Consider the following 12,229-nt stretch of genomic DNA (forward strand, 5'->3'; position numbering starts at 1 on the left):
CGCGCCGACGGCGGAGGAACTCTCGGTGCCATGACCAACACAACGACTGTTCCGGGCCTGCTCGACGGCAAGGTCGCCTTCATCACCGGCGCCGGCCGCGGTATCGGCGCCGCCGCCGCGCGGCTGTTCGCCAGGGAAGGCGCCCGCGTCGTGCTCGCCGCCCGCACCGAGTCCCAGCTGAAGGCCGTGGCCGAGGAGATCCGCGCGGACGGCGGCGTCGCGGACCACGTGGTGTGCGACCTCGGCGACCCATCGAGCATCCGCGCGGCCGTCGGCCGTGCCGTGGAACTGCACGGCAGGCTCGACGTCGCGTTCAACAACGGCGCGACGAACGTGCCACCGGGCCCGATGGACCAGGTGACCGAGGCCGATTTCGACCGCATCTACGCGGTGAACCTCAAAGGCCCGTGGCTGGCGATGGTCGCCGAGATCGAGGCGATCCGGGCCACCGCGAAGACCGGTGCCATCGTCAACAACACCAGTGTCGGCAGCCTGATGTCCAATCCGGAACTCCCGGCGTACGGGGCGATGAAACGCGGCGTCAACAGCCTCACCGCCTCGGCAGCCACCACCTACGGCCCGGAAGGGATCCGCATCAACGTCGTCGCCCCCGGCACGACGTTGACCGAGATGTTCGACGAGTGGGTCAAGAGCTCGCCGGACATCCTCGACCGGCTCAACGCGCGCACGCCACTGGGCCGGGTGGCCGAACCCGAGGAGATCGCCGAGGCCGCCGCGTGGCTGCTGAGCGACCGCGCCTCCTATGTGACCGGGACGGTCCTGCGGGTGGACGGCGGCATGCTGTCCTGACCCGGGCGGGGTGGGTGATGCGCGGGAACCGGTGTCCGCCTGTCGGCGTCTGAACGCGCACGACCCACCCTGACCAGTGGTTGCCCGAGGAGAAGCCGATGCCGTTCCTGGATCCCGAACCGCTCTACGCCAAGCTCACTTCGGGCGACGCGGCGGGTATCGCCGAGGTCGGTGCCACCATCGCCGACACCAGGGCGTCGTTGCAGACGGTCGCGGACGGGATCTCCGACGGCGCGCTGCGGGCGGCACGGTCATGGCGTGGCACGGCGGCGGCCGAGTTCGTCGGCAAGGCGAAAGCGTCCTCGCGGGCCGTCGCCGAGGTGTACGGCCGGCTCCACACCGCGGAGGCGGCCGTCGAGGGCGCCGCGAAGGCGTACACCGCCCTGCGGACGGCAGCCGACGCCGCCATCAAGCCCTGGCGCGAACTCGGCCTGAGCGACCTCCTCGAAGCGCCGGAAATCGCGATGAAGACCGTCCGGGCGCTGACCGTGGCCCAGCAGACCTACGAAAGCAGGCTCACCGCGCTGGCGGCCACGACCGACGGCGGCGGTGAGGGCTGGGACAGCGAGGGCGACGCCGACATCAGCGGCGTCAACCCAGGCGAGCCGTGGACATCCCAAGGTCTGGCCTACGACGGCGAGAACCTGCTGGTGGGCTCGTACCACGACGGCGATGGGGACGGCTCCGGCGACAGCCCGATCGGGCCAGGGCTGACGCCGAGCAGGCTGACCTACGTCGACTACGAGACCGGTGTGGAAACGGGAAACGTCTATCTCAACGGCAACGGCGACGTCGGCGCGCCCACCCATACCGGTGGCGTCGCGACGGACGGCGAGCACGTCTGGGTGTCGTCCAACGAACATGTGTACGTCTACGACAAGGCCGAACTCGACGCCGCACAGGACAGCGGCAAGCCGGTCGACGCCATCGACGTGGTTCCGACGCCCGCCCACAGCTATGTCACCTACGCCCAAGGCAAGCTCTTCGTGGGTGACTACAAGAACAACCGGCTCTACGAAATTCCCGTCGGCCCGGACGGCTCACCCCAGCCGGACGAGGCCGGAGATCCGATCGAGACACCGAACAACGTCCAGGGCGTCGTGGTACGCGACGACGAGTTCATCTTCTCCTCGTCCGATGGGCACAGCGGCAAGTTCTATCGGCAGGATCGGACGCCGGAGTGGTACGACTTCAACGATCGTGAGGAGATCGAGCTGAAGGGCGGCGAGCCCGGCAACGAAGACGGCTACGACTCGCACGGTGTCGAGGAAGCCGTCGAGATCGACGGGGAGATCGTGCTGGCGCACGAATCCGGCGCCTACGGCTACCAGAAGAACCCGGGTTCGAAGTGGGACGAGCCCGAGCTGACCAGGATCGCCTTGGAGGAGCTGGGGCTCGATCCGGACGGCGCGCTCTCCCCCGGCGACGCCGGATACGAAACCGATCCCGATTCGCTGGTCGGTGCCGCGGGCGTCCTGGACGGGGCGACGTCGACGTTGAGCACGGCGGCCGGCGCGGTGTCGCGGCTGCAACTGGTGTCGCACCTGCTCGGCGAGGTCCCCGCCGCCACCACCTTCAGCGAGGCGCTGACCAAGCACATCAGCGCCGCCGGGGATCGGCTGACGGCGGGTGTGGACACGGTCGGTGGCATCGCCGACAGCCTGGTCACGGGTGCCGACACGTACCGGCGGATCGAGGACGGGATCCGCGAGGGGCTGGAAAAGCTCGGTAAAGCTCTCCCCTGAACAGGCCGCTCTTCAGGCGGCGGGTGTGCCGATCCTGTCGTGTTCGAGCGCGGTCAGGAGTTGCCGCAGTGCCTGCTAGGCGTCGCGCGGGGTCGAGGGCCGTCTGGATGAGCGCGCCGATGGCCGCGAACGTCTCGTCCGCTTCATGGACGAGTTGCGTGCCGGTGTCGGTGAGTTCCAGTAGCGAGGAGCGGCGGTCGGCGGGATCCGGAACGCGCCTGACCGAGCCGCGCCCTTCGAGGCGGTCGATTCTGAACCCGCCACGCCGTCTTTGCCTTACCCCTCAATAACTCTTCAGCCTCGGCTAGACGGCGCTGTTCAACCCGGGAAGCACCCCGGCCGCGTCCTGCCCGTAGCGGTAGTGGGCGATCACCGCGGCGCACCACGGCGCCCACGGGCCGGTCAATGCCAGCGGGCATGCCTGCGCGAAGTGCAGCTCGAGCCGATCGCCGATGAGCGTGAGGCGGGTGATCGTCTCGTAGTTGAGGTTGAGCCACTCCGTGGTCCCGCCACCGGGCAGCTCGACCCACAGCCGATGCGTCGTCAGCACCGCGCGCCACAGCGCGCGGGTACGCCACTGCAGTCCGGCGTGCCTGCGCAGAGCCCGCCGCTCCAGCATCTTCCTGATCGTCGCGCCGACGAGGTAGCCCGCGACCACCGGTGGCATCTCAGGCCCGGCGATCACGGTGGTCCCGCCATGGACGATCTGCGGTGCGTGCTCCCACAACCGCGCGTAGGTCAGCCCGGTCTGGACGGCGAGCGTGTGCTCGTCGGTGGTGCGCGCGAGGAACGAGAAGTCCTCGATCGGGCGAAGCCGGCCGCCGCGCAGGAGGTGTGCGTGAGTGGACCTCGCCTGCGCGCGGGGGTCGGTCGTCGTCTGGTCGTGAGTCATCGCGGCCATCGGACTTCCCCTTACTTCTCTGCGGCTTGAGCGAAATCGGAGCAGCCAGCGTACCGGCTACCCACGACATTTCGCAGCGAAAACGAGGATTTCGTGGCGCCTTCACCCATGTCGATCCGCATCCGGACCTGGATCACCTCACGGGCCGAATGGCGGAACGGGAGTAGCCTGCGAGCACGAGCGCCCGGTCGGCACTGCGAACTCCCGGCCCGGCGCGTGCAGGCAAGGTCTCGCGGGCGAAGACGTACCGGGGGATGGGGACGCGAGCGGGGGCTGCGCTGTGACTGAACCGGTGAGGAGATTGCTGGTCCCGAATTCGCCGTCGGCGAGCGCGCGGCTGGCGGACTGGCTGATCCGGGACCTGATGCCGATCGGGCTGCAGGCGTCCGGGTTGGAAGGGCCGGCCCAGGAATGCCGGGACCTGCCGCGTATCGACGTCGAGCGTGCCTCGCGGCCTGGCCTGCTCCGGCCTTACACACGCGCCGCCCGCCGTGCGGACGTCGCTGCTCACGAGATCTTCGAGCGCCGGACGGCTGGCCTGAGCTGGCCGCGACGCCGGCCCCGAGGCCAGTTCGGTACAACTCGCCCCCGGCAACCGGATCTGCTGAAGTCCTGATCGACGTCGACCCAGCACGTTCTCTCCCCCCTGCATCGATCTAGGTAGAGGAGGTCGACCGGCGCGACATCGGCCCCTGGTGGCCTCGACTGATGTCCGACCAATAGATCTTCGCCGGAACAGGACGCGCGCGGGGGGCCTACGGCAGGTCAGGCGTCGCTGACGCTGGTGTCTCTGCCAGGTCGTCGCCAAGGAGAATTGCCAACAGGTCGTGTCGAAGCGCAGTTGACGGTTCCGCTGTTGCGGCGAGGGCGCGCTGTCGGATGCGGGACAGCGTCGCCGCGACCTGCTCGTGTCGCGCTTGGACCTGGCTGGCCTGAGCCTGAGCTGCGGCGAGTTCGCCGAGCGCAGCCGCCAACTCGGCTCGGACGTCTGCGAGTTGTTCCTGTGATGCAGCCTCGCGTGCCGTTTGCTCCTCGATGGCCTCCTGGTGGCGGGCACCTTGATCTTGCAACTGCTTGCGGAGTGTGCCCAATTCTGTTGTCAGCTCGGTCTTCTGTGAGTCCAGGAGCCGCTCCCACGTTCTGCGCTGCCTCTCTGATTCGCTGAGTGCATCTCGTGCGGCGTCTCGTTCGGCAGTCCGTGTCGCCAGCTCCTCGCCACGGGTCGAGAGTGCGGCCGTCAGCTTGTCGGCACGGGTTCGTTGTTCGGCCGCTTCCTCAGCGGCTTCCTTTGCTCGCTGAGTGATCACTGCTGTGGCCGACTCTGCCGTCGCCTGCGCCAACTGGGCGGCAGACCGGGCCTCGACCGCCTCGTCAGCTGTCGCTCTGGCCGCAAACTCCGCCCGTTCAGCGACCCGGGCTACTTCAGCCGCCGCGTCGGCCGATTGCTCGGCCTCGACCGCTCGCTCCAGCGCTGCGTCCCGTTGCCGTCTGGCTTCCGTCGCCTCCTCCCGAGCTGCCTCGGTTTGACTGACGGCCGAGGTGATCTCGTCGCGCAGGTGCGCGGTGACAGCGTCGAGCGCGTTACTCAACGTTCGCAGGGGATCGATCACCGCGGCGGCGGCCTGGTCGAAGGCTTCTCCGGCCTCGGTCAGCGCCGCAGCGGGCAATGCCTCGTCGCCCAGCGCCTCCCGTAATGCCTGTTCCGCCGCGGCCAGTTGCTTGCAGCTCTTTCCGCCCGGCCACGTCCGATCAGGGCAGAACTCGTAGGGCCGACCCCCGCGCGGTCCCGGCGGCGGCAGCGGTTGCCGGCACTTGCGAAATCCACATCGCGCCTGCTCTGGCACACGGTCCTCGACGACCGCATCCTCGTTCTCGACCATGACCGGAGCCTACCTTGAGACTTACAAAACGCGTAACCGAGGTATCGGTATCACTATCTATAACCTAACTTAGCTACAGAAGGTACATTTTGTAGCTAAGTTTGGAGACTGCTCTCCGGAGCTTCGAGTTCTACCGCATGGGCCCTTGATCGCCCCCGAAACGGGCTTGAACGACCGTTCTGAAAACGCGTTTGACGTTACGGCCGGTAACAGGTTCAGCCCGCCATGCCAGATGGCCATCCCATTTCGTCACGGTGACGGTCTGAAGCCGCCACCGTGACGCGGCGCCCGCACACCAGGGGTCAGTCTTGCGGCGCCATTGCCTCACACATCTGGCCGAGACTGGCACGAGCCCGTGCCGCCTCGATCAGGGTGGGCATCACGTTGACGCCACTCGCCACCGCGTCTCGTATCGCCTTCAACTCGGCATCGCAGGCCCGACGCTCCACCCCTCGTTGAACCGACGGCAAGGGTTTATGGCGCTCCCGCTGGAGAACGACCTCTTCGGTCTCGGACCGAAGCTGGTCCTTGACTCCCACCCGGGGCCCTGGTTCACGTTGAGCCAGATCTTCGATCTCGGACTCCAGCCACCCGCTCCGGATACTGCCGAGCATGCCGCCATGGTCCTCGATCCGGCGGAGCCAGTCCTCCACCTCGGACCTCATCTCCGCCGCGATCCGCTCGATCACCGCCGAACCACCTAGCGGATCGACGTACCGGGCGACGTCCGTCTCCTCCGCCATGATCTGGTGGGTTCGCAGCGCGATACGGGCACCCAACTCCCCCGGCGTCTGATATGCCTCGTCGAAACTGCACACGTGCAGGGACTGCACCCCGCCCAGCACGGCCGCGAGCGCCTGGATCGTGGAGCGGACCACATTGTTCAGCGGTTCTTGGTGTGCGAGCGCGGAACCGAAAGTGTTGACCTGTACCCGCATCTTCATCGCGCGTTCGTCTGTCGCTCCCCAGCGTTCTCGCAACCGCTGCGCGTAGAGCGACCGCACCACACGAAACTTCGCGGCCTCCGCCAGCAATTCCATGTGCGCACCGAAGATGAAGGTGAACCGTCGAGCCACCTCGTCCACCCCCAGACCGCGGTCGACCATGCCTTGGAGGTACACCTCCGCGTCCGCGATCCCACATGCCACCTCAAGCGCCCGGCTGGCCCCCGCCTCGCGCGCGTGTCCGCCGGACAAAGACACCGGATTCACTGTCGGCAGGTGGCGAATACAGTGCTCCAGAACATCGAGCGAATAGCGCATGCTGGTGTCGATGTCGTAGATGTAGGCCTTGCGTGCCAGAAACTCCTTCGGCATCTCGTTCTGGAGCGTCCCGCGCAGCGAAGTCGGATCGACACCCGACTCCTCGGCCACCACCACCCACATGGCCAGCAGTATCGGTGCCGTGGCGTTGATGGTCATGGACACCGAGAGCCGGTCCAAGGGAATACCTTTGAACACCTCCGCGAGATCGTCGACGGTGGCGATCGAAACACCCGTACGACCGACTTCGCCTTCTGCTCGGGGGTCGTCGGGGTCGAGGCCGAGTTGCGTCGGCAGGTCGAACGCCAGCGACAGGCCGGTCTCGCCAAGGCCCAGCAGATAGTGGAAACGTTCGTTCGTAGAGCCCGCAGTGCTCAAACCGGCGAGCTGGCGCATGGTCCAGACTTTGGTGGTGTATCCGGTCGGGTGGATACCCGCGTCATAGGGGTACTCGCCGGGCCCTGCCATTTATGCCCCCTTCAGGCCATCAACGGCGCGATGTCCGCACCGAGTTTTTCGCGCATCACCGGATCGGTCACGCCGAGTCCTTCTTCGGGAGCCAGCGCGAGCACACCGACCTTCCCGAGATGAAGGTTCTCTTGCACCAGCCGTGCTGCTTCGGCGGCTTCGGCCAAGGGGTAGACGACCGAAAGGGCTGATTTGACGCGTCCGAGGGTGATGAGCCGGTTGACCTCCCATTGCTCTTGGAGATTCGCCCCATGGCTGCCGATCACCCGCTTGAGGCGCATCCACAAATAGCGATTGTCGAACTCGTGCTGAAAACCGGTACTCGATCCGCAAGTCACGATCGTCCCGCCACGCCCGGCGACGAAAACCGAAAGGCCGAACGTTTCGCGCCCCACATGCTCGAAGACGACGTGCGGATCGTCACCGACCGCTTTCCGGATTCTCTTGCCGAGTTGTTTTCCACCTGTCACCGGATCTTCGAGGTCGAGTTCGCGCCGGTTGATGACGTGCTCGCAGCCCATCAACCGAGCACTTTCCGCGCGCTCTTCCGAGCTGACCACACCGACCGCGATGCCACCACCGTTCCGGACGAACTGTGCCGCGTACACGCCGAGCCCGCCGGCCGCGCCCCAGATCAAGACGACATCGCCCTGCTTGATGCGCGCCCCGTGCTCACCGACCAGCATGCGATAAGCGGTACCCGCACACAGCGGACTGGCGGCGGCCTCCTCCCAGGTCAGATGAGGGGGCTTCGCCAGCAGTTGACTCGCCCGGACCACCGCGTACTGCGCCAGACCGCCGAAATTCGTCTCGAAACCCCAAGCGCGTTGCTCGCCGCCGAGCATGCTGTCTCCGTGCGTCGATGGCTCCTCATGGTCGACATGCGCCGTCGCGACCACGACATGATCGCCGACGGCCCAGCGGCGAACGCCGGAGCCGGCACGCACCACGACGCCTGCCGCGTCCGAGCCCAGTACATGGAACCGCTGGTCGTGACGAGCCGCGTCGCCACCCTGCCGTCCGAAATACTTGAGGAAGGCGAATGTCGGGACGGGATCAAAGGTCGCCGACCACACGGTGTTGTAGTTGATACCGCTGGCCATGACCGCGATGAGGACCTCGTCCGCCGCCAACGCCGGCATCGGCACCGGACCGATTCGCAACGAGCGCCGGACATCCTTGTCCTCGACACCTTGGAACATACCGACGTCTTCGGTGCGTGTGTGGACCGCGACGAATTCGTCAGGCACCGGTATGCGTTCCAAATCCTCCCTGGGCGCACCTTTGACTACAGCTTCGGCGAGAGCGTCCAAGTTCCCATCCAATCTCATCGGTTTCGGATGTCTTCGACAATGAGCGCGGCGACCGCGTCGCGGTCTGTCTTCCCGCTCGGCGTACGAGGCAGATAGGGCAGAACAGTCAGCGACAAAGGCAGCGATGCCTCGGGAAGCACTTCGCTCAGATAGGGGGAAATGGCGTGCCAGTCCGGTGGCGGACCTTCCTCCGACGCGGTGACGGCTGCCCGCAGGGTTCGCGTACCGGTACTCGCCTCGACGACTACACAGGCCGCGGCCTCGACGCCGGGCCTGCTCAGCAGATGGACGTCGATCTCCGTCAGGTTCACGCGGTACCCGCGGATCTTGACGTCGCTGTCCAGACGGGACATGAACTGCACGACACCGTCCTGGATGCGCACCAGGTCGCCTGTGCGGAAGACCCGTGTGTGGCCATGAGGCGTGGGGGCGACGGTGACGAAGCGTTCCGCGTTGAGTTCCGGCCGGTGTGTGTAGCCCAGGGAAACCGGTGATCCGGCTACGAGCAACTCACCGACGTCCGGCAATTCTTCGTCCTCCGGATCGATCAGCAGCTCACAGCCCGGCAAGGGAACACCGATCGGTGGCAGAGCAGGCCATTCGTCGGGATCGGCGGGCAGGATGTGCGACGACACCATCGCGGACTCGCTCTGGCCGTAATGGTTGACCAACCGGGCACCGGGCAGCCGTCGGAACATCGCACGGATCTGCTTGGTGGCCACCAGTTGCTCGCCCGCGGTATTAACTTCGACCAGCTGGATCCCGGCCAGATCAGGTGTCGCCTCCGCCACGATCGCCAGCATCTGCAGGGCCACGTAAGGCAGGAACATCCGCTCGACGCGGTGTTCCATCAGCCAAGCGAGCAGACCGACCGGGTCACGGCGCAGCCGTTCCGGCACGACGACCACTGTGCCGCCACCGCGAAGTGTGCCAAGTACCTCCTGGAAGTAGACATCGAAATTGAGCGGGGCGAACTGAGCGGTGCGCAGGTCCCGACGCGGTGAGTGCGAAGCCTGCCACTCCACCATGTTGTCCAGGCAGCCATGCGGGATCGCGACACCCTTGGGCCAGCCGGTTGAGCCCGAGGTATAGATGATGTAGAAGGCGGTATCCGGGTCGCAGGTGGCGGGCGGCTGGAAGACGACCACTTCGTCGGCGACGGAAAGCGAGTCGAAAGCGGGGATCGGGAGCGGTACCGGCGAATCGCTCAAGGCCGGGTCCGGTCCACTGTGGAGCAGCACCTTGGCGCCGCTGTCCTGGAGCATGTACTTCAGCCGCAACTCCGGATAGGCGGGATCGAGAGGTACATAGACGGCTCCAAGCAGCCCCGTCGCCAGCATCGCCGCGATGGTGGGCGCACCACGCTCGCCCGTGACGGCGACAGGGTCTCCTGTGGCGACGCCTTGCTCGTCGAGCAGAGCGGCGAGGCTCTGGGCCCATCGCAGGAGTTCCGCGTAGGTGAACCGGTCCTCGCCGTCGACGACCGCGATCGCTTGCGGCTGCCGGGCGGCTGTCCGCAGCAACGCAGTGATGAGGCAGGTCGGATTCGAGTCGCCACCCCACAGGGAGACCGGGAGACCGGCGTCCGTCATGCCCCCGCCTCCTGGCTCACCGCACAGTGTCCGTGCTCGCGCATCAGGCGCCCCAACTTCCGACGGTTTCCCTCACGGTCTTCGAAATGCCGGATCACCAGTTCCCGCATCTCGGCGGGCATCTCCTGGCTGAGCTTGAACATCGCGTCGACACCCTCGATCTCCAGGCGGAACGCCCCGACCCCCGGCAGAATCCGCCGGAAGTATTCCAGCGATGACGTCGGATCCCACTCTTCGCCTTGCGTGCTCTCCAGCTGTTTCACGGTCGCCAGGATGACTTCGAATGTCTCCTCGCGGTCCTGTACGAGACGGAGCCGGCCATGAAGGTGGATGGAGACGAAATCCCAGGTGGGGGCCGCCGGGTCCAGGCCATACGTCGCCGGAGTCACGTAGGCGCCCGGCCCCTGGAACACCAGCAGGGCCCGCATCCCGTCGGAAAGGGATCGCCAATGGGGGTTGGCCCGATTCAGGTGACCGATCACTTCCGAGCCGACCAGCGGCGCATCGTCCGGAATGGCGGGCGCGAGCAGAGCCGGGAGATGCGTGGAATAGGGAACGTCCGCCCCATTGGTGTTGAGCGTCGCCAGCGGATGGTCCCGCATGACGTCGCGCAGCCACGTCTCGTCGCGTACTTGATAGAGCTCGGGAACGAACACCGGATCACTCCTTCAGTGTTCAGTCAGAGACACACTCGACGATCGATTACGGGGATGCCGGGCGGGTCTTCCGGACGCCTCCAGCGCATCGGCGATCTCCCCAGCTCGTACCGCCACATTGGAAAGAAGACTGGACGAGATGCCGTGACTGTGTTCGGTGGAACCTTGCAGGAAGATGTCGACTTTCACGTCGTCCGTCGTCCGGACCCGGTAATCGCGCCCCACCTGGATGTTCCCGCGCTCGTCGCGCAGGCATCGCGTTCCGAGCTCGCCGAGCAATCGCAGCGGATCACCGGGGCGGTAGCCGGTCGCGTAGACGATAGCGTCGGCCCGGACCGCCGTGACATCGCCGGTCGGCAGGAACTCGAGCCGGACGTTCACGTCGTCGGTACCGACCTCTTGACCGCGCACCCGGGACACATTGTGGACGTGCAGACGCCGGACCCCGCTGAGGCTTTCCCGGTACACACGGTCATACAGGTCTCGTATGGTGTCGTCATCGACGACCGCGTAATTGGTGTTGGAATGGTAGTCGAGCAGCATCGCCTTCACGTCCGGCGGAGAAGTGAAATACCGGTCGACGGCGACCGGGTCGAAGACCTCGTTGGTGAACGAACTGTCGTCTGCGACGCTGAAGCCGTACCGCGCGAACACCGCGTGCACCTCCGCCTGCGGGAAACGTTCGTGCAGATAGCCGACCACTTCCGCGGCGCTCTGCCCGGCGCCGACCACGACGAAACGGGCAGGTGTCCCTGTTGCCGCCTTCTCCGCCTGGTAGAGCAAGTCCGAGCTGTGCCATATCCGGTCCCCCGCCTCGATACCCGCGGGAAGGACCGGCTCGAGCCCGGACGCGACGGCGATGGCTCGCGTCCGCACGGTCGACAGCGCACCTTGTCCGCGGACGACCACGTCGACGGCGGCCGTGGTGCCGCGAGCATCCGTGACCGGTCGTATTTCGACGACCTCACTGCCATAGTCGACATCGTCGGCGAGCTGATCGGCCGCCCAAGCCAGATAGTCGTGGAACTCGGTACGAAGTGGATAGAAGGACTTGCGGTTGAGAAACGTGGCGAAACGGCCTTTGGCGTGCAAGTAGGACAAGAATCCGAACCGGCTCGTCGGATTGCGCGGCGTGACCAAGTCCTTGAGGAATGACACCTGCATCGTCGCGCCGTCGATCAGCATGCCGCGATGCCAGCCGAACTCTTGCTGCTTCTCGAAGAAGCGCGCTTTGAAGACGGCCGCGGCGGACTCGGCCGATGCCCGTTCCCTGAGGGCTATGGCGAGTGCCAGGTTCGCCGGACCGAAACCCACGCCCACGACGTCCGCCGTATCGTCCGCCTCTGACTCGTACGCCATCGGTGATCCCTCCGTCGTTTCGTCACGGCAGCAGTCGAACTACGCCAACCAGCCGGGTCTACCGGGACTGCGGCGAGGGCTACCGGAGACGGTGGCAGAGACCGACGGCCTCGGGGCTACGGGATCGAAGCGTCTACAGGCGATGGCACATAGCATCTATTCCCCCATTGCGAATCAGCCGTTCCCGTGAAAGGAGGAGCGACCCATCAGGGTTCGTCCGTCTCCACGATGCCCCATACTGCC

At 66.3% G+C, this 12,229-nt stretch carries 10 protein-coding genes; 3 read left to right on the top strand and 7 right to left on the bottom strand.

Annotation, left to right across the window (positions count from 1 at the left end; translation table 11 throughout):
- Nucleotides 1-30: 30 nt before the first annotated feature.
- A complete protein-coding gene (locus tag AC069I_RS40120; RefSeq protein ID WP_478267717.1) occupies nucleotides 31-810 on the top strand; it encodes an SDR family NAD(P)-dependent oxidoreductase in 780 nt (259 codons plus the stop codon).
- A 98-nt stretch (nucleotides 811-908) separates the two neighbouring features.
- Nucleotides 909-2,555, top strand: a complete 1,647-nt coding sequence (locus tag AC069I_RS40125; RefSeq protein ID WP_478232737.1) for a WXG100 family type VII secretion target — start codon at nucleotides 909-911, stop codon at nucleotides 2,553-2,555.
- 304 nt (nucleotides 2,556-2,859) lie between these two features.
- Here AC069I_RS40125 and AC069I_RS40130 read toward each other — a convergent pair whose 3' ends face one another.
- Entirely contained in the window at nucleotides 2,860-3,456 is a 597-nt protein-coding gene (locus AC069I_RS40130) for a hypothetical protein (RefSeq protein ID WP_478228800.1), read from the bottom strand.
- Nucleotides 3,457-3,736: 280 nt separating this feature from the next.
- Here AC069I_RS40130 and AC069I_RS40135 point away from each other — a divergent pair, with 280 nt between their 5' ends.
- Nucleotides 3,737-4,072 (top strand): hypothetical protein, encoded by a 336-nt coding sequence (locus AC069I_RS40135; RefSeq protein ID WP_478267718.1) that lies wholly within the window; start codon nucleotides 3,737-3,739, stop codon nucleotides 4,070-4,072.
- Nucleotides 4,073-4,211: 139 nt separating this feature from the next.
- Here AC069I_RS40135 and AC069I_RS40140 read toward each other — a convergent pair whose 3' ends face one another.
- The 6 genes from AC069I_RS40140 to AC069I_RS40165 all read right to left on the bottom strand — a co-directional run bounded on the left by AC069I_RS40140 (nucleotide 4,212) and on the right by AC069I_RS40165 (nucleotide 11,986).
- Entirely contained in the window at nucleotides 4,212-5,336 is a 1,125-nt protein-coding gene (locus tag AC069I_RS40140; RefSeq protein WP_478267719.1) for a response regulator receiver protein, read from the bottom strand.
- A 302-nt stretch (nucleotides 5,337-5,638) separates the two neighbouring features.
- Nucleotides 5,639-7,066, bottom strand: coding sequence for a methylmalonyl-CoA mutase family protein (locus AC069I_RS40145; protein WP_478228803.1), 1,428 nt, complete (start codon nucleotides 7,064-7,066; stop codon nucleotides 5,639-5,641).
- An 11-nt stretch (nucleotides 7,067-7,077) separates the two neighbouring features.
- Nucleotides 7,078-8,379, bottom strand: a complete 1,302-nt coding sequence (gene ccrA, locus AC069I_RS40150) for a crotonyl-CoA carboxylase/reductase (RefSeq protein WP_478228804.1) — start codon at nucleotides 8,377-8,379, stop codon at nucleotides 7,078-7,080.
- A gap of 14 nt (nucleotides 8,380-8,393) precedes the next feature.
- The gene (locus AC069I_RS40155; protein ID WP_478228805.1) at nucleotides 8,394-9,971 is read right to left on the bottom strand and encodes an amino acid adenylation domain-containing protein; all 1,578 of its coding nucleotides are present in this window, start codon (nucleotides 9,969-9,971) and stop codon (nucleotides 8,394-8,396) included.
- Nucleotides 9,968-10,627 carry an FMN-binding negative transcriptional regulator gene (locus tag AC069I_RS40160; RefSeq protein WP_478228806.1) on the bottom strand — a complete coding sequence of 220 codons (660 nt, stop codon included), beginning with the start codon at nucleotides 10,625-10,627 and terminating at the stop codon, nucleotides 9,968-9,970. The genes AC069I_RS40155 and AC069I_RS40160 overlap by 4 nt, the downstream gene beginning before the upstream one ends.
- Before the next feature lie 12 nt (nucleotides 10,628-10,639).
- Complete coding sequence (locus AC069I_RS40165) at nucleotides 10,640-11,986, bottom strand: lysine N(6)-hydroxylase/L-ornithine N(5)-oxygenase family protein (RefSeq protein ID WP_340681969.1); 1,347 nt, start codon at nucleotides 11,984-11,986, stop codon at nucleotides 10,640-10,642.
- Nucleotides 11,987-12,229: the final 243 nt, after the last annotated feature.

This window comes from Amycolatopsis sp. NPDC043885, assembly GCF_056435685.1.

Coding starts and splice junctions, on each gene's coding strand:
- AC069I_RS40130 (WP_478228800.1), bottom strand. CDS start 3,456: ATGGCCGCGATGACTCACGACCAGACGACGACCGACCCCCGCGCGCAG.
- AC069I_RS40165 (WP_340681969.1), bottom strand. CDS start 11,986: ATGGCGTACGAGTCAGAGGCGGACGATACGGCGGACGTCGTGGGCGTG.
- AC069I_RS40145 (WP_478228803.1), bottom strand. CDS start 7,066: ATGGCAGGGCCCGGCGAGTACCCCTATGACGCGGGTATCCACCCGACC.
- AC069I_RS40120 (WP_478267717.1), top strand. CDS start 31: ATGACCAACACAACGACTGTTCCGGGCCTGCTCGACGGCAAGGTCGCC.
- AC069I_RS40125 (WP_478232737.1), top strand. CDS start 909: ATGCCGTTCCTGGATCCCGAACCGCTCTACGCCAAGCTCACTTCGGGC.
- AC069I_RS40155 (WP_478228805.1), bottom strand. CDS start 9,971: ATGACGGACGCCGGTCTCCCGGTCTCCCTGTGGGGTGGCGACTCGAAT.
- AC069I_RS40140 (WP_478267719.1), bottom strand. CDS start 5,336: ATGGTCGAGAACGAGGATGCGGTCGTCGAGGACCGTGTGCCAGAGCAG.